Origin of the sequence: Cupriavidus sp. H19C3 (assembly GCF_049393815.1) — a bacterium.
Taxonomy (GTDB): Bacteria; Pseudomonadota; Gammaproteobacteria; order Burkholderiales; family Burkholderiaceae; genus Cupriavidus.
The window spans coordinates 1,563,667-1,582,466 of the sequence record NZ_CP184986.1; the positions used below are offsets into that span (position 1 = coordinate 1,563,667).

18 protein-coding genes are annotated in these 18,800 nt (G+C 68.3%); 2 read left to right on the forward strand and 16 right to left on the reverse strand.

Annotated elements, in window-relative coordinates:
• Nucleotides 1–13 precede the first annotated feature (13 nt).
• The 14 genes from DFLDMN_RS26585 to DFLDMN_RS26650 all read right to left on the reverse strand — a co-directional run bounded on the left by DFLDMN_RS26585 (nucleotide 14) and on the right by DFLDMN_RS26650 (nucleotide 13,909).
• Entirely contained in the window at nucleotides 14–2,395 is a 2,382-nt protein-coding gene (locus DFLDMN_RS26585; protein WP_423198733.1) for an MMPL family transporter, read from the reverse strand.
• A complete protein-coding gene (locus DFLDMN_RS26590; RefSeq protein ID WP_423198734.1) occupies nucleotides 2,388–3,023 on the reverse strand; it encodes a LolA family protein in 636 nt (211 codons plus the stop codon). The genes DFLDMN_RS26585 and DFLDMN_RS26590 overlap by 8 nt, the downstream gene beginning before the upstream one ends.
• Nucleotides 3,020–3,436: an acyl-CoA thioesterase gene (locus DFLDMN_RS26595; protein ID WP_423198735.1), complete on the reverse strand. Its 417-nt coding sequence runs from the start codon at nucleotides 3,434–3,436 to the stop codon at nucleotides 3,020–3,022. The genes DFLDMN_RS26590 and DFLDMN_RS26595 overlap by 4 nt, the downstream gene beginning before the upstream one ends.
• A gap of 32 nt (nucleotides 3,437–3,468) precedes the next feature.
• Complete coding sequence (locus DFLDMN_RS26600; RefSeq protein ID WP_423198736.1) at nucleotides 3,469–4,410, reverse strand: acyltransferase; 942 nt, start codon at nucleotides 4,408–4,410, stop codon at nucleotides 3,469–3,471.
• Nucleotides 4,407–5,159 (reverse strand): glycosyltransferase family 2 protein, encoded by a 753-nt coding sequence (locus DFLDMN_RS26605; RefSeq protein WP_423198737.1) that lies wholly within the window; start codon nucleotides 5,157–5,159, stop codon nucleotides 4,407–4,409. The genes DFLDMN_RS26600 and DFLDMN_RS26605 overlap by 4 nt, the downstream gene beginning before the upstream one ends.
• A complete protein-coding gene (locus DFLDMN_RS26610; protein WP_423198738.1) occupies nucleotides 5,156–6,877 on the reverse strand; it encodes an AMP-binding protein in 1,722 nt (573 codons plus the stop codon). Before DFLDMN_RS26610 ends, DFLDMN_RS26605 begins: the two co-directional genes overlap by 4 nt.
• On the reverse strand, nucleotides 6,870–7,499 hold the full coding sequence (locus tag DFLDMN_RS26615) for a hypothetical protein (RefSeq protein ID WP_423198739.1): 630 nt from the start codon (nucleotides 7,497–7,499) through the stop codon (nucleotides 6,870–6,872). Before DFLDMN_RS26615 ends, DFLDMN_RS26610 begins: the two co-directional genes overlap by 8 nt.
• 12 nt (nucleotides 7,500–7,511) lie before the next feature.
• Nucleotides 7,512–7,769, reverse strand: coding sequence for an acyl carrier protein (locus tag DFLDMN_RS26620; RefSeq protein ID WP_423198740.1), 258 nt, complete (start codon nucleotides 7,767–7,769; stop codon nucleotides 7,512–7,514).
• A 50-nt stretch (nucleotides 7,770–7,819) separates the two neighbouring features.
• Complete coding sequence (locus DFLDMN_RS26625; RefSeq protein WP_423198741.1) at nucleotides 7,820–8,092, reverse strand: phosphopantetheine-binding protein; 273 nt, start codon at nucleotides 8,090–8,092, stop codon at nucleotides 7,820–7,822.
• Nucleotides 8,079–8,855 carry a lysophospholipid acyltransferase family protein gene (locus DFLDMN_RS26630; RefSeq protein ID WP_423198742.1) on the reverse strand — a complete coding sequence of 259 codons (777 nt, stop codon included), beginning with the start codon at nucleotides 8,853–8,855 and terminating at the stop codon, nucleotides 8,079–8,081. The genes DFLDMN_RS26625 and DFLDMN_RS26630 overlap by 14 nt, the downstream gene beginning before the upstream one ends.
• Nucleotides 8,848–9,690, reverse strand: a complete 843-nt coding sequence (locus DFLDMN_RS26635) for a beta-ketoacyl synthase chain length factor (protein WP_423198743.1) — start codon at nucleotides 9,688–9,690, stop codon at nucleotides 8,848–8,850. The genes DFLDMN_RS26630 and DFLDMN_RS26635 overlap by 8 nt, the downstream gene beginning before the upstream one ends.
• Nucleotides 9,691–10,193: 503 nt before the next feature.
• The gene (gene fahA / locus DFLDMN_RS26640) at nucleotides 10,194–11,483 is read right to left on the reverse strand and encodes a fumarylacetoacetase (RefSeq protein WP_423198744.1); all 1,290 of its coding nucleotides are present in this window, start codon (nucleotides 11,481–11,483) and stop codon (nucleotides 10,194–10,196) included.
• A gap of 16 nt (nucleotides 11,484–11,499) precedes the next feature.
• Nucleotides 11,500–12,843: a homogentisate 1,2-dioxygenase gene (hmgA, locus tag DFLDMN_RS26645; protein ID WP_423198745.1), complete on the reverse strand. Its 1,344-nt coding sequence runs from the start codon at nucleotides 12,841–12,843 to the stop codon at nucleotides 11,500–11,502.
• A gap of 652 nt (nucleotides 12,844–13,495) precedes the next feature.
• Entirely contained in the window at nucleotides 13,496–13,909 is a 414-nt protein-coding gene (locus tag DFLDMN_RS26650; protein ID WP_423198746.1) for a helix-turn-helix domain-containing protein, read from the reverse strand.
• A gap of 279 nt (nucleotides 13,910–14,188) precedes the next feature.
• Here DFLDMN_RS26650 and DFLDMN_RS26655 point away from each other — a divergent pair, with 279 nt between their 5' ends.
• Nucleotides 14,189–14,839, forward strand: coding sequence for a TetR/AcrR family transcriptional regulator (locus tag DFLDMN_RS26655; protein ID WP_423198747.1), 651 nt, complete (start codon nucleotides 14,189–14,191; stop codon nucleotides 14,837–14,839).
• A 273-nt stretch (nucleotides 14,840–15,112) separates the two neighbouring features.
• A complete protein-coding gene (locus tag DFLDMN_RS26660) occupies nucleotides 15,113–16,120 on the forward strand; it encodes an alpha/beta fold hydrolase (RefSeq protein ID WP_423200586.1) in 1,008 nt (335 codons plus the stop codon).
• On the opposite strand, the gene DFLDMN_RS26665 is transcribed toward DFLDMN_RS26660, so the two are convergent.
• Together DFLDMN_RS26665 and oxlT are read right to left on the reverse strand one after the other, a co-directional pair.
• Nucleotides 16,121–17,137 carry a zinc-binding alcohol dehydrogenase family protein gene (locus DFLDMN_RS26665; protein WP_423198748.1) on the reverse strand — a complete coding sequence of 339 codons (1,017 nt, stop codon included), beginning with the start codon at nucleotides 17,135–17,137 and terminating at the stop codon, nucleotides 16,121–16,123.
• A gap of 158 nt (nucleotides 17,138–17,295) precedes the next feature.
• Nucleotides 17,296–18,615, reverse strand: coding sequence for an OFA family MFS transporter (oxlT, locus tag DFLDMN_RS26670; RefSeq protein WP_423198749.1), 1,320 nt, complete (start codon nucleotides 18,613–18,615; stop codon nucleotides 17,296–17,298).
• Nucleotides 18,616–18,800: the final 185 nt, after the last annotated feature.

An 18,800-nucleotide genomic window follows, 5' to 3' on the forward strand; every position in this document is an offset into this window, starting at 1 on the left:
ACCTTCTACCTTGTCAGTGTTGTGATGATGCCGCGGCATGCGGCACGGCCGGGCGGAACCAGGGTGACAGCACCCAGACCGCACCCACGCCGCACAGCATGGTCATGCCAAACGCATGGAGCGCCGGCGTGGAAGACAGCGCGAGCAGGCCGAAGGCCAGCAGCGTACTGGCCGCGCCGAGCACGATCGCGGTCCACGACACCCCATCGCCCGGGTGTTCGAGCAGGAAAATGCCATAGTCCACGCCCACGCCCAGCAGCAGCGCCAGCGCCAGTACCGAGAACAGCTGCAACGGCACGCCAAGCCAGCCCAGCACCGCCACGCTGAACGCGGCCGCCAGCAAGGTCGGCACCAGCGCGCGCCAGCCCGCGCGGCCGTAACGCCAGGCCAGCAGCACCGCCACGCCGGCAGCCCCGGCCAGCAGCAGCCAGCTCATCAACACCCGGTAATGGCGCAGCAGCGACGATAGCCCGGCGATGCGATCGACCCATTCGGCACCCGGCACGGTGGCCACGGCCGCCTCGATGGCGGGCATGGTGGCCGGACTGTCGAGCCCGCGCAGCAGCATCACGCTGGCGTAGCCACTATCTTGGCCGCTACCTTCGCGCCCTAACCACAAGTGCCGCAGCGTATTCGAAACCGGATGCGCGAGCCACGCGTCGAGCGTCAGTGGTTGCGCCGAGACGCCGCGCGGCGCGGCAATCGCGCCGCCCACGATCTGTGCGACCCGTTCGCGCACTGCCGCTTCCTGCCGGTCCGCGAGTGCCGCGTCGGCCTGCTGGCGCGCCGCCGACGGCACCCAGTCCGAAATCGCCAGTACGCCTTCGAGCTTGCCCGCAGCCACCACGCTGGCCAGCGCGTCCTTGACCGCCTCCTCCCGCGCCAGCACCTGGTCCGGCGTGCTGCCGCGCACGAGCACGAACTGCGCGGGGCTCGGCGTGCCCAGCAGCCGCCCGGCCGCGCGTTGCGCATCGATCAGGGCCTGCGGCGAACTTTGCAACTGGCGCACATCGTCCACCACATCTACGCGCAGCACGCCGGGCACGATGATGGCGGCGAGTACCAGCAGCGCGATCCACGTGCGGCGGTCGGCCCGCACACGCGGCCAGCGTGCCAGGCTTGCGGCGAGCCATTGCGACAGCCGCGTCTGGCGCGGCGTGCCGCGATCGAGCAACGGAAACCAGAACACCACGGTCACGAACGCGGCCACCAGGCCCACCGCGGAGAACAGCGCCATCTGCCGCAACCCCGGAAACGGCGCGATGCCCAGCGCGAGATATGCCACCACGCTGGTGGACAGCGCCAGCGCCATGCCGGGAAACAGGAAGCGCATCACGCGCGGCGGCGAAGCCTGCGGCGAGGCCTGGCGCGCGACGAAGTAATGGATGCCGAAGTCCTCCGCCACGCCCACCAGGCTCGCGCCGAACACCAGCGTGATCAGGTGCACGCGGTCGAAGACCAGCGCCGTGACCGAAATCGCTGCCGCGGTGCCCACCGCGAGCGACAGCCCCACCAGCACAATCGGCCGCAGCGAACGAAACGCCAGCCACACCAGCAGCAGCACGGCCGCCAGCGAGCCCCAGCCGATCACGTTCATTTCGAGATTGGCCCGTGCCGCCGCGGCTTCGGCATGAAGCGGAATGCCGGCGGCGATCACGCGTACCTGCGCATCGCCCTGCCGTGCCGCGCGTCCGGCCGCCGCCAGCAGGTCGCCATAGGCGGTATCGCCGCTGACGGAGAACGCCGGCCGCGTGATGCGATACGTCAGCAGCGCCCATGCCAGGCCATCGCCTTCGAGCGCGGCCAGGCCATCGCGTTCGTGCACACGCGTCACTGCCGCGCGTTGCAGCCACCATGCCTGCCACAGGCCGAGCGGGTCCGATGCCCAGTCGGTCAGGTGCGGCCCGGTGGAGAACTGATACAGCCGCGTCAGCGCCTGCTGCGCCAGTTGGTCCGATGTGGTATCGCGCAGCATGGCGCGCTGCGCGTCGGTCAGCAGGCGATCGCGCCAGGGCCGGTAGAACGCGAGCGCGGCGTCCAGGTTGAACGCGGCCAGCTTGTCCACCGGCTGCAGCAAGCCCTGCCCTTGCGCGGCGGCGGCACCAAAGCGCCCGGCCGCGGCGCGCGTGCGCGCCCAGTCGGGGCTGCCCACCAGCACCACGACCTCGCTCGCGACGCTGTCGGCCAGTTGCCGCAGCACGCGGTCGGCGGTGGCGGTACGCTCGCTGGCCGGCAGCAGTGCCATCACGTCGGTATCGACGCGGAACGCGCGCCAGAACTGCACCTGGTGGGCCACCACGGCCAGCACCAGCACCAGCCACGCGAACGCCAGCAGGCGCTCGACGCGGGTCGGGCCGTGTTGACCGCGGCGTATGCCGTGCACCAGTTCACTCAAAGCGCTGCTCCTCCGCGGCGCTGAGCTGGCTCGCGGCCACCGGGTCGATCATGCGCACCGTCGTGCTATCGCCTCCGGCCTCCGCGATGCGCACGTCGCGCACAAAGCGGTCGCCCGCCAGCTCGATGCGGGCGAACACGCGCTTCATGCCTGCGTCGGTCGGCACCAGCGTCAGCGTCCAGCCGGCCTTGCCGACCAGCTTGCCATCGATCTCGAAGCGCGACGACAGGCCGCGCAGGTCGCCACGCAGCACCGCGATCATCGATTCGCCCACCACGCGCATGGCCGGTTGCGCATCGGCCTGCATCTGCTGCTGCACGCGCCCGTCGGCACCGCGCACGACGAGCTTGTCCGGCGTGACCAGCAGGCTCGACGCGATCGGCTCGAGCGTGCTCCACAACACGCCACGCCCGCGCGCCACCACGAAATCGCCCCTGGACACCAGCGGATTGCTGAAGCCAGCCAGCTTGCGCGTCTGCTCGAAGCGGCCACGAATCACCGCGGCATCCGACAGCCGGGCCGAGACGGCCGCGGCAAGGTCGCCCTGCGCGCGCACCGGCATCGGCACGGCCAGCACCGCGGTCCCGAGCGCGGCGGCCAGCACCGACAGCAAACGGCGGCGCATCATGGCTGCACCCCCAGACGGTCCCACAACACCTGCGGGCAGACATACAGCATCTCGTTGGTCGCCATCTCCACCGCCACCTGGATCGAATAGCCCTTGGTCAGACGCTGGCCCGACTGCGCATCGCGGATCTCGTAATCGATCTTGAGCCGGTTCTCCCACTCGGTGAAGGTAGCGCGCACGATCATCGCCTGGCCATATACGAGCGGACGCACGAACTTGATGCGCATGTCCACCACCGGCCACGCATAGCCGGAGTCGCGCATCTGCGGATAGTCGTAGTCGATCTGCTGCAGCAGCGCGCAGCGGGCCAGTTCGAAATAGCGGGCGTAGTTGCCGTGCCAGACCACGTTCATCGGGTCGAGGTCGTGAAACGCCGGGCTGAGAGTAATCTCGTGACTGAGGACCTTGGGCATGAGCAAAAGCGGAAAGCGTCTGGAATCCCGGGCTAGGCCCAGAAATCGTAGAAGTTGAACCAGTCGTACGGCGCGGTCACCAGCAGCGCCTCGAGCCATTGCACGTAGGCCGTCGCGTATCCGGCCAGCGCCGCCTCGCGCGAGGCACGCGGCAGCCTGACCTCGCGCGCAAGCTCGGTGACGCGCATCAGGTGGCCCTTGCCGTGCCGCACGCAGCCCATCGCAAACAGCGGGCAATCGAGCAGCGACGCCAGTACGTAAGGCCCCACCGGAAAGCGCGCCGGTGCGCCCAGGAACGGCACGCGCACCGCGCGACCGCTGTGCAGCGGCGCGCGGTCGCCCGCAATCGCGACAAATTCTCCGGCGCGCACGCGCGCCTGCAGTTCCACGGCCGTGGCCGGCGTGATGTCGTCCACCTGCAACAGCTGCAGCCCGGCGCGCGGATCGAGGCGCGCCAGGATGCGGTTGAAGCGTTCGGCATGCGCGGTATGAACCAGCACTGTCAGGCGCAGGCCGGCACGCCGGTTGGCCAGCACACGGCACAGCTCCAGGCAGCCCATATGGGCCGTGACGATAATGCCGCCCTGCCCGCTTTCCAGTTGGCGCACGAGTACCTCGTGCCCTTCCTGCCGGACGTTGTGGAGCGGGTAATGGCCGCCGATCGCCAGCAGCTTGTCGAGCAGCGTGTCGGCAAACGAGAACAGATGGCGCAGCGAGTGGCGCCAGGCGGGACGCGTGCCGATGGTGCCGGCCGCGGCCTGCATGCGCCGCAGATAGTCGAGCGAGGCGCGCCGCGCAAGCGGGCGCGACAGCCAGTAGTACGCCACTACCGGATACAGCACCAGCCGGAACAGCGCGCGGCCCGATACGCGGTACAGCCCGTACAGCGTCCACACGCCCCAGGCGCAGGTCGCTTCGCCAAGCGCGCTCCAGTGGCGCGGCGGCGCACTCCGCAGCCCGGTCTCCACGCTCATGCCAGCCCCACCTTGCGGCCCAATAGCCGCGGCAGGCGCCACAGCATGCCGAAGAAGAGACGCGCATGCATGCGCGAGATCAGCACGTTGTCGCGCCACACGTCGAAGTGCGAAACGCCATCGGCGGGGTACGTCACGCGCGTTGGCACATTGACCACGCGTACGCCGCGCCAGACCAGGTGCACCAGCACCTCGGTATCGAACTCCATGCGCTTGCCGAGCTCGACGTCGCGCATCAGCGCCGTGACCGCCGCCAGCGGATATACGCGCAGCCCGCACATCGAATCGCGGATCTCGAACGACAGCGTATTGATCCACACCCATACATGGGTCGCGTAGCGCCCGATCTTGCGGCCGAGCGGGACGGTATCGTCGTACACCGGTTGGCCGCAGATCATCGCCGCGGGCTGCGCGCATGCCAGCGCCGCGAATTGCGGCAAGCTGTCCGCATCGTGCTGGCCATCGGCATCGATCTGCAACGCATGCGTGTAACCGAGACGCGCGGCCTCGGTAAAGCCGGCCATGATGGCGCCGCCCTTGCCCTGGTTCCGCGGCAGACGCAGCAGCCGCACCCGCTCGGGATGGGCCGCGGCCAGTTCGCGCAACACGGTGGCGCAGGCCGGGCCGCTGCCGTCGTCGACCAGCAGGCACGGCCACGGATGGCGCAGGATCGCCCCGACCATGGCGCCGATGGCACCTTCATGATCGTAGACCGGGACCAGTACGACGGGACGGAAGGCTTCGCTCATGGCTGCGCGGGATGAAAAAGAATCTTGCCACTGGCGTGCGGGCCGGCCGCGGAGGTCAGGCGGAACGCCAGCACCTGCGTATCGGGCTGCCACGTCAGCGCCATCTGCACGATGTCGCCAGGCCGGATCACGTTCTGGAACTTGAGCACGTCGATCCGATGGAAGCGGTCGCGCGGCGGGATCGGCAGGCGCTGCGGCGCGAGCGTCATCACCCAGTCCACCTGCGCCACGCCCGGCACGATCGGCGCGTCGGGAAAATGCCCATCGAAGATGGCAAGGTCGGCCGACACCTCCAGCGTGGCGGCGGCGCTGTCCGCGCCCGGCTCCTGCGTCTCCCATTGCACCTGGGGCAAGGTCCGCCGGAACAGGTCGCGCAGCATCGCCTCGGTGGTCTTGCCCTGTGCATTGCAGGGTAGCGCCGGCACAAAGGCCCAGCGGCGCGGCAATGCCACCGCATCGACGGCATCCGCGAGCAGCGCGCGCAGGGCCGCGCCCAATGCGGCCCGTCCCTCGCGCGCCAGCAGCGCCTGCCCGGCTTCGCCGGGCACCACCGCCACCGCCACGCGCGTGCCGAGGTCCAGCTCCACCAGTAACGCGCGCGCCTCGCGCACGAGCGCCGAGCCGCACAGCACCTGCTCGATGCGTGTCAGCGAGACGCGCTTCTCCTCGATCTTGACGATGCGGTCGGCACGGCCCGCCAGCACAAAGCTGTCGTCGCCGGCCGGCAGCGCGCGGTCGGCACAGATGAACCAGTCGCTGTCGGGCAGATGCGGGGAACGCACCGCGAGACAACCGTCCTCCAGGCGCCATGACACCGCCGGCAGCGCCTGCCAGCGGTCGCCATGGGTGGTGCGCTGGCGCCATGCGATGCCGCCCGTCTCCGAGCTGCCGAACACTTCGATGGGCGCTTCGCCGAGCAGGCGCGTGGCCTCGGCCGCGGCATCGGCCGGCAGCGGTCCGCCCGACGAAAACACCGCGACCAGGGTCCGGCGTACCGCGTCCCACGCGTGCGTCCCGGGCATGCGCCGCAGATGGGCCGGACTGCTGACCAGCAGCGCGGGGCGCGCATCGGCCAGACAGGCATCGATCAGTTCGCCGTGATAGGCGAGGCGCGCGGCCGGCAGCGCGCGCCCGGCCGCAAGCGGCCACAGCACGCAGAACAGCAGGCCGTAGATATGCTGGTGAGACACCGTGCTGAACAGGCGCGCACCGGCCACCCGCGGACCGAAAGCCTGCTCCAGCGCATGAACCTCGGCATCGAGCTGGTCGAGGCGCTTGGCAATGGCTTCCGGCGCGCCGGTCGATCCCGACGTGAACAGCGTGATGCCGGTGTCGCGCGTCGACAATGCGGACCAGCCGAGGGCGGATGCCGATGCGGCAGCTTCCGGCGCGGGTTGCAGCGCGGCCCCGCGTGCCGCACCCTCTCCAATGTCGCCGGCCCAGCCATCGACTTGCGCGCGCAGCGCGGCCAGCGTCTCCGCGCGCGTGTCGCCGGGCAGCACCACATGCTTGCCCGCGTGCCATGCGCCGAACAGCGCCGCGGCAAATTCCGCGGTGTCATCCAGATAGAGGGCCCAGCGCGCGCCATCGCTTGCGGCAAACGCGCGCCGCCAGGCGTCGGCGCGCGTGAACCACGCGCGCGCATCGCTCGGTCCCTCCTGGCCCGCGGCGGCGGCGCGCGTGGCCATGACCTCGCCGAGACCGCACCACTCAACCATGACCGTGCTCCGCGGGTCGCGCCATCACGCGCTGGCGCACCAGCCATTCGCCGGCGAACATCGCGCCGATCAGCACATAGGCAATGGCGCCGTTGTAGAGCGCCCAGACGCGGTCGCTCGCCCACAGCGCGGTAACCATGGCGGCCGTGCCGTTGGCGACAAAGAACAGGCACCAGGCCTGCGTCACACGCCGCGTATAGGCCACGCCGCGCGGCGGCAGATCGGGTTCGCGCAGGCGCGCCAGCCGCTCGATCAGCGAAGGCGGATGACGCAGGCTCCAGCCGAACACGACCAGCATGGTGGCGTTGACCAGCACGGGATAGAACTTGAGCGGCAAGGCGCTGTCAGTGGCAAGGACCGCCATCGCCAGCAGCGCGGCAAGGAGCGCGGTGGCACCGCGACTGGCCGGCGTGGCGAGCGGCGCGGCGACCGGCGGTTGCGCCGGCGACTGCGCCCTGGCACGCGCCCGCCGAAACGACCCCACACGCAGCAACACAAGCGCCACCAGCACCAGTGCCATGGCACGTGGCGACCAGTGTTGCAGCCCAAGGTAGACGATCACGGGATAGGACAGCGTGAGCAGCCCCATGGACAGCCCCAGTCCCCATTTGCGCCAGGACATGCGTGGCAGCGATCAGGCCGTGGCCGGCGAATCGATCAGTTGCGCAAGGGCCTGCACCACATCCTGCACGGTACGCACGGTCTTGAAGTGCTCCGGCTTGACGGGCTTGTCGAGCATCGGCTTGAGCTTGACGATGAGGTCCACCGCATCGATGCTGTCGATGTCGAGGTCTTCGTAGAGCCGCGCCTCGGGCACGATGCGGGCCGGCTCGATCTCGAAGGTTTCCTCGAGCACCGCGGCCACGCGCGCAAAGATTTCGTCGTGGGTCATGATCTGGACTCCGTTGGTTCCGGTATGCCGGTATGGGCGGGGGACTGCGCTCAGGCAGCGGGCGCGCCAGCGCGCTGCTCCGTCACGAATTCGGCCAGCGCGGCCACGCTGGCAAAGCGTGCGCGAATGGCTTCCTTGTCGCCGTTCATCGTGACGCCATAGCGCTTTTGCAGCGCCAGGCCGAGTTCGAGCGCATCGATCGAATCGAGGCCCAGCCCTTCCACGAACAGCGGTGCGGTGGTATCGATGTCGTCGGGCGTGATGTCTTCGAGCGACAGCGCCGAAATGATCAGTTCCTTGATTTCCTGTTCAAGCGGCTTCACGGCCGACCTCCCTGGTAAAAAATTCGGATAGCGATTGCGTGACCTGCCGCACGGCCAGGGCATCCTCGGTACCGGGCGCCACGAGGTCGTTGACATGGATGTCGGGATGCACGTCGATGACGTAACGCGGACACCGCGACGGCACGCGCCACCAGCTCTGCCCCTTGATCAGGTTGGGCGGGGTGCAGCGGATCACCACCGGTGTCAGCGCAAAACCGCCGCGCACCGCGATATTGGCCGCGCCGCGCTGCAGGCGCATCGGTTCGTTGGGCCGCGTGCGCGTGCCCTCGGGAAAGATCATCAGCGAATTGCCGGCGCGCAACGATGCCACGCAATCGTCGACCATGGCGGCGCCAGCGTCGTTGAGCACCCAGCCCGCCGCCCGCACGGGGCCGCGCGTGAACGGATTGCGCGCCAGCCCCGAGCGCACCACGCAATCGGCGCGACGCGCAATCGCCATCAGGAAGATGACGTCGATCAGCGACGGGTGATTGGCCACGATCAGCAGACCCGACCGTTGCAGGCGCTCGGCATGCCGCACCTCGCAGCGATTGACGCCGAGCGTGCGCATCACCCAGATAAACAGCCGGAACGAGTAATGCACGATATCGCGGCATACATGCTGGCGTGTCAGCCGTGACCACGGCAACAGCGACACCAGCGGGAATATCACCACGCGCAGTACCAGCCCGCCAAGACCGAAACTGGAGAAGCAGAGCCCGGTGGCGCAGATGCGCCAGGCGCGGTCGAACCGTTCAACCATGGCGACGCCACCTCCAGACCGCGCGTTCGCCGCGATAGCGCAGTTCGGGCGCCGCCGTCAGCATGAAACGCAGCACGTCGAGACCATGCGGCAACAGCGGCGCCGCCTCGCCCGGGCGCGCCTCCGCCGCGTGCCCCGCAGCGTCCCCCACGTCAGCCTCATATTCCAGCTGCCACGCCGGCTCGCCCGCGCGCGGCGCGCCAATGCGCCAGCACCAGCCGTACAGGCAATCGGGCTCGTCGGCAAACGGCACATAGGGCTCCGGCAGCGGCGCGTCGTAGCACACCAGCAAAACTTCCGGCGCGCCGTCGGCCAGCAGGCCACAGGCCTCCACGACGGCTGCCTCCACGGTATCGCGGCCCGCCGCGATGGCTTGCAGGTTGGCGGTATCGGCCTGGTCGATCGAGAACATCGCGCCCACGGCATTGTGGACGGACAGGCCAAAGGCGGTCGGAGAAAGCGGCTGGTCGCTGGCCAGTTCGGTCAGCATGTCGAACGCCCGCGCGGTGTCGCCATGACGCGAGGCAAAGACCATCGGCATGGCCGTGCGGGGCGCAGGGACATGGGCGTCGGTGGCGGCGTCGGTGGCGGCATCGGTGGCGGCATCGGTGGCGGCATCGGCGTAGTCCTGCGGCAGGCATGCGTAGGCCGGATGCAGTGCGGCGCGGCCAAGCGCGTTGACGCGCCGGCGCAACATCGGCGCCATGTGCGCCAACTGAGGCAGTTCGGTGCCGGTCGGCACCCAGGGCGCGTGGCTCCACGCGCGCCAGGCATCTGGCGACTGCAGCGCGGGCGCACTGGCCGCCCATGCGCGAATTCCGAATTCAAATGCCATGCCGAACGCCTTGAGCCGAGAGACGATCCAGCGCCCCACACGCACACGAAGCGCTCTGTCCGGGCAGGCGGACAGGGCCCCGCGCTTGCGCGCGTCCTGGATAAAAACTCCGCATTTTCCCTGAAATTAGACCGAAATCGCGGTAATTCACCGTGATTTTCTGGTTAGTGTGCAACACCGCTGTCACCGTGTCTCCGCCTGCGCCAAGCCGCGCGTTCAGGAAACACTAACGGCAATACGCTCCACTAACGGCAGCGCCGCGACCAATCCGTAGTCTGACGGTCACGCATTCGGGGCCGTGGGCTGAGGCACCGGTGGCACGACCGGCGATCCGCGCGGTACCGGCAAACCGGTCCGGGCGTGGTTTTAATCAGGGGCGAATTCTCGCACAAACCCACTGCCGCAGGTGTGTACGAACGTTAAAGTCGGGCAAAAATGTAACCGGGGGGCAACACGGTCCGACGTGTTGCCCCCCGTGCATGGAGGGATGCGTGAGAGCCGACTCAACAGGTGGGCAGGATGCGGGCCGGCAGAATGCGGCCCGCCACCTCGCCGAAGCCGACACGGAAGCCCTCGCCCTGGCACCAGCCCGTCATGATCACCTCGTCGCCATCCTCGAGAAAGCTTCGGCGGCTGCCATCGGCCAGCGTCACCGGCTCGGCGCCATTGCGCGTGGTCTCCAGCAGGCTGCCAAACGAGTCCGGCGTGGTACCGCTGATAGTGCCCGAGCCCATGAGGTCACCCACGCGCACGTTACAACCCGATATCGTGTGGTGCGCCAGTTGTTGCGCCATGGTCCAGTACATCGCCCGGAAATTGGTCCGGCATACCGTGGTCGCGTCGGCCGCGCCGTGCGGACGCAGCATGACCTCCAGCGCGATGTCGTACGCATTGCGCGCCTGCTGCCGCAGATACGGCAACGGTTCCGGCGACTGCTGCGGGTTATCGCGGCGAAACGGCGCCAGCGCTTCCATCGTCACCACCCATGGCGAGATGGAGGTGCCGAACGACTTGCTGTTGAACGGCCCCAGCGGCACGTACTCCCACTGCTGGATATCGCGCGCGCTCCAGTCGTTGAGCAGCACCATGCCAAACATGTGCGCGGGCGCGTCGGCCACATCGACCGGCTCGCCCAGCGCGGACGGCTGGCCCACGACAAAGCCCATCTCGAGTTCGTAGTCGAGCTTGCGGCACGGTCCGAATATCGGGCGCGGCTCGTTGGGCAGCTTGATCTGGCCATTGGGCCGGCGCAGCGGCGTGCCGCTCACCACCACCGAACTTGCGCGCCCGTTGTAGCCGATCGGAATCTCCAGCCAGTTAGGTAGCAGCGCATTCTCGGGATCGCGGAACATGCGGCCGACATTGGTGGCATGCTCGCGCGACGAATAGAAGTCGGTATAACCGGGAATCTCCACCGGCAGATGCAGCGTCACGTCTTGCATCGGCAGCAAGGCGCGTGCGCGCAACGCGGCATTGCCGGCCAGCGCCGCATCGCCCTCGGCGAGCAGCGCGGTCAGGCGCGCGCGGGTCTCGTGCCAGACCGGCTGGCCCAAGGCGATAAAGCGGTTCAGCGTGCAGGGCCCGGCGTCCGCCGCGAACGTGCCACGCGCCGCCGCCGGCAGCAGGCCGGCCTCGTCGAGCACGGCCAGGTCCAGCACCATGGTGCCGATCGCAACCCCTACGCGCGCGGAGCGGCCGGGTGCCGAAAAGATGCCGTAGGGCAGGTTCTGCAACGGAAAATGCGTGTGGCCATCGTTGGCCGACGGGATCCAGCTCTTCATCGGATGCGTCATCGTTCGGTCTCCGGCCTCAGCGTACGTTCGGGTTGAAATGCTTGCGCAGGCCTTGCCAGCACGTGTAGTAGTCGTGCTGCAGCAGCGCCGACTGCGCGGCATACGGCGTCGGGCGGATCACGCCCGGCGTTTCGAACATGAAAGCCATGGTGTCCGTGATGTGGTGCGGCCGCGCGGTATCGCTGGCACTGGCGCGCTCGAAGGTTTCGGCATCGGGGCCGTGGCCGCTCATGCAGTTGTGCAGGCTGGCGCCGCCCGGCGCGAAGCCCTCGGCCTTGGCGTCGTAGACACCGGCAATCAGGCCCATGAACTCGCTCGCCACGTTGCGATGGAACCAGGGCGGACGGAACGTGTGCTCCGCCGCGAGCCAGCGCGGGCCGAAGATGACGAAGTCGATGGTGTCCACGCCCGGCGTGTCCGACGGCGCCTGCAGTACCAGGAAGATCGATGGATCCGGATGGTCGTAGCTGATGGAGCCGATCGTATTGAAGTTACGCAGATCGTACTTGTACGGCGCGTAATTGCCATGCCAGGCCACCACATCGAGCGGCGAGTGATCGATCTCGGCGCGCCACAGGTTGCCCTGGAAGCGGGCAATCAGTTCAAAGCTCCCCTCGCGGTCCTCGTAGCAGGCCACCGGCGTCAGGAAGTCGCGCGGATTGGCAAGGCCATTGGCGCCGATCACACCGAGGTCCGGCAGCCGGAACAACTGGCCGTAGTTCTCGCAGATATAGCCGCGCGCCTCACCATCGGGCAGCTCCACGCGGAAACGCACCCCGCGCGGTATCACGGCGATCTCCTGTGGCTCGACCTCGAGCCGGCCGAGCTCCGTGGCCAGCAGCAGGCGACCCTGCTGCGGCACGATCAGCATCTCGCCGTCGGCGTTGTAGAAGAAGCGGTCCTGCATCGACCGGTTGGCCAGGTAAAGGTGGATGCCGCAGCCCGTGCTGGCCTCCGGACCGCCGTTGCCCGCCATGGTCACGATGCCGTCGACAAAGTCGGTGGGCGCCGCCGGCATCGCGGGCGGGCTCCAGCGCAGCTGATTCGGCGATGGCGGCACTTCGTCGAAGCGGCTGACCCAGCGCGGCGCGTCCATGCGCGCAAAGGGCCGGTGCATGGCGGCCGGGCGGATCCGGTAAAGCCAGCTGCGCCGGTTCTGGGCACGGGGCGCGGTGAAGGCGGTGCCGGACAATTGCTCGGCATAGAGGCCGTAGGGCACCCGCTGTGGCGAGTTCTGGCCTGCCGGTAATGCGCCCGGCAGGGCCTCGGTGGCGAATTCATTGGCAAAGCCCGACAGGTACCGGGTGTCGCCGTTCGTGCCCGTCTGGCTGGCCGGGCCCGCGCTGCGGATCTCGCTCATGGTGTCTCCTCGCGTGACGGCTATGCCGCAAAAATTACATATTAGGAAATGAATTTCGCTAATCGTAATTACACGCCATGGCCGTGTCAATGCAGAAGAACCATAGTCGAGGAAAGCCATGACGGGTCCGCGAGCATGACAAGGCAGGGCGGCACACCGGGCATGGAAGTGGAAGCCAGGCGCGCATGCGCCGGGAGACGGTGCCAGTGTGCGGCAGAACACCGGCCATTCCGTGGCGCGGCAACAAGAAGACCCACGGGCCCGGTCCGCAGGACAGGGCAACCCCCGGCGGCCCACGCGATATGTGCGGCCGCGGGCGCGGGAAGGCGTCGCGGGAAGGGGTCGCAGGAAGGGGTCGCGGGTAGGGGGCGCGGGAAGCGGTCGCGAGGCAGCGACGCAGAAAGCGTCGCCGTAAGCGACGCAGGTGAGCGACGCAGGCGAGCGACGCAGGCGAGCGACGCAGGCAGACGGCGGAAGACAGTGCCGACAGCGCGATCAAGCCGCGCACCGGAGCACCCGCCATGCATCGGCCAACTTCCCGGCAGCACCCGCCGGCAAAGGACGATGCACGGCGGCTGGCGCACAGGCTGTGCGCCAGCCGCCGTGCCTTCATCTTGCCCGTGACAGGGCCCGCCTCGCGGCGAGGCCGCTGTTACATCGGCTTGTGGCCCTCGCCGACGTTCGAGCCCGAGCCAAACCCGCCGGACGCGCCGCCGGACGCACCCGAAGCGCCGGACGCGGAGCCGGAGCCCGCGCCTCCCGACGCGGCCGGTTGGCCCGCCATCGACGCGGCGGTCACCCCGCCGTTGCGGCTGGCGATAAATGCGTTCACGTCGGCGGCAAGATGCTGGGGTGCGAGTACCACCTCCAGGCCCAATGCCTCGCAGGCCGCGAGGAAGGTGGACATACGCGGATCGGCCTGACCCGATTCCGCCCGCAGATAAGCTTCCCGGGAGATCCCGGCCTTACGGGCGACGTCCTCCTGCTTGAGCTTGCGCGCTCGACGCAACGCCCGCAGTTGCCGGAACGGTTCGCTAGCGCCTCGTGGCACGGCTGTACTGTTCATGTCGGTCTCCAGTCACCAGTGAAAAAAAAGTGCGCGGACGTGCATTCGAGTATAGAGCACGTAAAGCGTTCCGTAGGTCTTCGCCAGAACACTTTTGCAGATTTCTTATGATGGACCTTTCACGTGCCCGGGGCTCTAGTCCAAAAGGCGTATGCAGCACAGCGCCCGCCACCCAGACAGTAACGGCACTGTCCGCTTTGCGTTGACGTCACATAAGTATTGTCGATGTGTGTATGAAGGCAAGTTGACAAACCGACCGGTCGTGCTAATCTGCAGCGCATGCAAAAAGGCCAACTGACTCGCACCGCGATCATCGAACAGGCGTTGCAAACCGCCAGCAAGGTGGGCTTCGAGCAACTCTCGCTCGCCTCCCTCGCCGCGGCGACCCGCATGTCGAAAAGCGGACTCTATGCGCACTTCAAGTCGAAGGAGGCGCTGCAGGAGGCCGTACTCGACCGTGCCGCGCAACGCTTCACCGAGATTGTGGTGGCCCCTGCCATGCGCCAGCCGCGCGGCCTGCCGCGGCTGCGTACGCTGTTTGACGGCTATCTCGATTGGGTCGGCGGAACGGTGACGGGCGGGCGCTGCCTGTTCATGGCCCTGGCACAGGAATATCGCGACCGGCCCGGCACCATCCGGGACCTGGTGGTGCAGGCATTGAAGGACTGGCACAGCACCATCGCGCGCGTGGTGCGCGATGCCATCGACGAAGGCGCGGTGCGGGCCAGCCTCGATCCGCGCCAGTTCGCGTTCGAAATGGTCGGGATCGGCATGGCGTTCCAGTCGTCGTTCAAACTGCTCGGCGGCGCCGACGCGGAGGCGATGGCACGGCATGCGTTTGCGCGCCTGCTGGCCGATGCGGCCGATGCGGCCGATGTGGACGGTGCCGGGAGGCCGCTTGCCGGCGCCGGCCACGCGGCCGTCCACTGAGGCATCCGGCAGGAGACCGCCCGCCCGGAGACGGATCACGCACCGCACGTCCGGGCACGCGCGCGGGGGCTTCCAACGGCATTTCCGCCGCGATTTCTTGCCCAAAAAATAGCACGACTGGTCGGTCGCAAATAATAAAAAAAGCGGCGAATCTGAAATTTGCCGCGCCGACCCGGTCCGAAGTCGGAACAGATGGAGGTGTTCGCCGTGTCGCAAGTGCTGTCGTCTACATCCGCCGTCCCCGCTGCCGCCGGGACGGAGATCTCATCCGGGCTGGTCCAGGCCCCACTTCCCGCGCCGTCCCCGCACGCCACGCCGGCCACTGCCTCCACGGCCCCCGCCCAGGGCGCAGCCCCGGCCCGCCGTGCGCCCGTACCGGGCTGGCGGCGCCTCGCCTGGCAGGCCACTTCCCTGCTCCACCCGGCGGCCGCCGCAAGGGCGCTGGAGCGCGCGTGGTTCCGCCCCCCGCGCGCGCCGGTACCGCCGGCCGGCCTGCGCATGCTCGATCGCGCGCGCACCGAATGGGCGCTCGTCACGGGCCAGGGCGCCAGCCGCCGCGTACGCGTGTACCGCTGGGGCCATCATGGCCCGCTGGTCCTGCTGGTGCACGGCTGGGGCGGCAACGCCGGCCAGTGGCATGGCGTGGTGGCCGGCCTGCTCGCTGCCGGCCTGCGCGTGGTGGCGTTCGACGCGCTCTCGCACGGCGCCTCCGATGCCGGCGCGCATGGCGTCGAGCGCAGCTCGATCGTCGAACTCTCGCGCTCGCTGCTGGCGGTGGCGTGGCACGTGGGACCGGTACATGCGGTGATCTCCCACTCCGCCGGCGGCCCGGCCACCGCGCTGGCGCTGCGCGAAGGCCTGCCGGTGCGCGCGGCCGCCCTGATCTGCCCGCCCGCCGACATGTCGCACGCATGCCGCGCGCTTGCCTTCGAGCTCGGTTTCAGTCCGGCCGTATGCGCGCGCATGGAGCGGGATAGCGCCAGATGGCTCGGCATGCCATGGTCCGCGCTCAATGTGCCCGATCTGGGACGCACGCGCGAGGTGCCGCCCACGCTGGTCATTCACGACCGCGACGACAAGGAAGTACGCTGGGAAGACGGCGCCGCCATCGCGGGCGCCTGGCCCGGTGCGCGGTTGATGACCACGCAGGGCCTCGGACATCGGCGCATCCTGCTGGATGCCGACGTGATCGCGCGCATCGCGGCGTTTGCCGGCGCCGCGCACGATCGCCTGGCGCCGTCCTCCCGCGAGCGGGAGGACGCACGCATGCGCACGTGCTGATCAGAAGCCGGCCATCACCAGCTTGCCGATGGTCTGGCCGCCTTCCAGCAACGCGTGCGCACGACGCAGGTTGGCGGCGTTGATCGGGCCGAGGTTCTCGCCGAGCGTGGTCTGCAGGCGTCCCGCATCGATCAGACGCGCCACTTCGTTGAGCAGCCGATGCTGCTCGATCATATCCGGCGTGCCGAACATCGCGCGCGTGAACATGAACTCCCACACGAACGTTGCGCTCTTGCTCTTGAGCGCGCCCACCGCCAGCGGGCCGGCGTTCTCGACGATCGAGCAGATCTTGCCCTGCGGCGCGATGGCTTCGGCCATCGCCGCGAAGTGCCGGTCGGTATCGTTGAAGCACAGGATGTAGTCCACGTGCTCGAAGCCGAGCTTGCGCAGTTGCGCGGGCATGTCGCCGCGGTGGTCGATGGTATGGTCGGCTCCCAGGCGGCGGCACCAGGCCTCCGACTCCGGGCGCGAGGCGGTGGCGATCACCGTCAGCCCGGCCAGCACCTTGGCCAGCTGGATGCCGATCGAGCCCACCCCGCCTGCCCCGCCGATGATCAGCACCGAACGGCCGGCGTCCTGACCGGAGGCCGAGACCCCGAGACGATCGAACAGGGCTTCCCATGCCGTGATCGCGGTCAGCGGCAGCGCGGCGGCATGGGCAAAGTCCAGCGTGGCGGGCTTGTGGCCAGCAATGCGTTCGTCGACGAGATGGAATTCGCTGTTGGTGCCGGGGCGCGTGATGCTGCCAGCGTAGTACACCGGATCGCCCACGCGGAACAGCGTGACGTCGGGCCCGACCGCCGCCACGGTACCGGCGGCATCCCACCCGAGCACGCGGGGCGCGTCCTCGACCTTGTCCTTCGGTGCACGCACTTTGGTATCCACCGGGTTGACGGCAATCGCCTCGATCCTGACCAGCAGGTCGTGGCCCGTGGCCACGGGCTGGGGCAGTTCCACGTCGACGAGGGACTGCGGATCGCTGATGGGCAGGTAACGGGTCAGGCCAATGGCTTTCATGACGACTCCTCGATTAGCAATGACGCCATCGTAGCCCGCTTCGATCCGCTTGATTAGCCACAAGCCACGGCAATCACTTTCACGAAATCCAGGAAAATCCGCGCATGAAAAAGCCCGCCATTGCGGCGGGCTCGGAATGTTGCCAGGCAAGGGGCGCGTCAGGTCACGTCGTCCGGCACCGGCTGGTAGCCCATGGGCCCCGTGGTATTGGCATGCACGTACTTGCGGGCATGCGCCTCGCGCATCGGCTTGAGCACGAAGATCGCCAGCGCCGCCGAGACTGCTGCCATGCCGGACGCGAGCACGAACACCGCCTGCCAGCTGCCGGTGGCGGCCGTGATCACGCTCGAGAACGGCACTAGCAGCGCGGCCGTGCCCTTGGCCGTGTACAACATGCCGGCGTTGGTGGCGGCGAACTTGGGGCCGAACGTATCGCCGCAGGTGGCCGGGAACAGGCTGTAGATTTCGCCCCAGGCGAAGAACACGATGCCGGTCAGCACCACGAAGGCAACCGGATTGTGCCCGTACTTGGCCAGCAGCAGAATGCCGACGGCCTCCACCGCGAACGCCAGGAACATGGTGTTCTCGCGGCCGATATTGTCGGACACCCAGCCGAAGAACGGTCGCGTCAGGCCGTTGAGCACGCGGTCGATGGTCAGCGCGAAGGTCAATGCCGGCAGCGTCAGACCGAGGATCGACACCGGCGCGTCATGCAGGCCGAAGTCCTTGGCGATCGGGCCGAGCTGGGCAGTGGCCATCAGGCCGCCGGCCGCCATCATCACGAACATCGCGTACATGACCCAGAAGATCGGCGACGACAGCACCTGGCGCGGCGTGGCGTTGTAGGTAAGCGCGCTCTTGAGCGTGGCCTTGGCCTCGCTGAGAATCCTGGCCGAAGGCGGATAGAGCGCCATGCCGAGGAAGAACACCACCAGGCCCTGGCCCAGGCCGAACCACAGGAACGTGGCTTCGTACCCGCTCGTCTTGATCATGTTGGCGATCGGCACCACGGTCAGCGCGGAGCCCGCGCCGAAGCCCGCCGCGGTAATCCCCGCCGCCAGCCCTCGCCGGTTGGGGAACCACTTGAGCGCGTTGCCCACGCAGGTGCCATACACCGCGCCCGCACCCACCCCGCCGATGGCGGCCGCGATGTACAGCAGCGGCAGCGACGACGCCACCGAGTTCAACGCCCACGCAATGGCGCACAGCAGACCGCCGCCGACCACCACCGGCCGCGGACCGTACTTGTCGACGAGATAGCCTTCGATCGGGACCAGCCAGGTTTCCGTGACGACGAAGATGGTAAAGGCCACCTGAATTGCGGTGCGGCCCCAGTGGTACTTGTCGTCGATGGGATTGACGAACAGTGTCCAGCCGTACTGCATGTTGGCGATCATCGCCATACAGATCACGCCAAAGACAAGTTGCGTCCACGGGGATGCAAACCGGGACGTCGGCGCATGTTGCGAATGTTCCATGGTGTCTCCTTCTGGGCGGTGGGCCCGCCGTTGTGGATAGGCGCCCTTTGAGGACGCTCTTTCTGATCAGGCACTGCGCACTGGTTCTCGAACAGCTGAGCCGTTCTAGTGCTATACAGTATGTGGTATATCAACCAAGTCAAGCGACCGTTTCCGATGCACTGCGGCACCCGTCCCGCGCTGCC

Bases quoted from the DNA above. Each gene is read 5' to 3' on its own strand.
- DFLDMN_RS26620 (WP_423198740.1), bottom strand. From the start codon at position 7,769: ATGACCCACGACGAAATCTTTGCGCGCGTGGCCGCGGTGCTCGAGGAA.
- DFLDMN_RS26655 (WP_423198747.1), top strand. From the start codon at position 14,189: ATGCAAAAAGGCCAACTGACTCGCACCGCGATCATCGAACAGGCGTTG.
- DFLDMN_RS26630 (WP_423198742.1), bottom strand. From the start codon at position 8,855: ATGGTTGAACGGTTCGACCGCGCCTGGCGCATCTGCGCCACCGGGCTC.
- DFLDMN_RS26665 (WP_423198748.1), bottom strand. From the start codon at position 17,137: ATGAAAGCCATTGGCCTGACCCGTTACCTGCCCATCAGCGATCCGCAG.
- DFLDMN_RS26595 (WP_423198735.1), bottom strand. From the start codon at position 3,436: ATGCCCAAGGTCCTCAGTCACGAGATTACTCTCAGCCCGGCGTTTCAC.
- DFLDMN_RS26610 (WP_423198738.1), bottom strand. From the start codon at position 6,877: ATGGTTGAGTGGTGCGGTCTCGGCGAGGTCATGGCCACGCGCGCCGCC.
- DFLDMN_RS26635 (WP_423198743.1), bottom strand. From the start codon at position 9,690: ATGGCATTTGAATTCGGAATTCGCGCATGGGCGGCCAGTGCGCCCGCG.
- DFLDMN_RS26590 (WP_423198734.1), bottom strand. From the start codon at position 3,023: ATGATGCGCCGCCGTTTGCTGTCGGTGCTGGCCGCCGCGCTCGGGACC.
- DFLDMN_RS26600 (WP_423198736.1), bottom strand. From the start codon at position 4,410: ATGAGCGTGGAGACCGGGCTGCGGAGTGCGCCGCCGCGCCACTGGAGC.
- DFLDMN_RS26650 (WP_423198746.1), bottom strand. From the start codon at position 13,909: ATGAACAGTACAGCCGTGCCACGAGGCGCTAGCGAACCGTTCCGGCAA.
- DFLDMN_RS26605 (WP_423198737.1), bottom strand. From the start codon at position 5,159: ATGAGCGAAGCCTTCCGTCCCGTCGTACTGGTCCCGGTCTACGATCAT.
- oxlT (WP_423198749.1), bottom strand. From the start codon at position 18,615: ATGGAACATTCGCAACATGCGCCGACGTCCCGGTTTGCATCCCCGTGG.
- DFLDMN_RS26615 (WP_423198739.1), bottom strand. From the start codon at position 7,499: ATGTCCTGGCGCAAATGGGGACTGGGGCTGTCCATGGGGCTGCTCACG.
- hmgA (WP_423198745.1), bottom strand. From the start codon at position 12,843: ATGAGCGAGATCCGCAGCGCGGGCCCGGCCAGCCAGACGGGCACGAAC.
- fahA (WP_423198744.1), bottom strand. From the start codon at position 11,483: ATGACGCATCCGATGAAGAGCTGGATCCCGTCGGCCAACGATGGCCAC.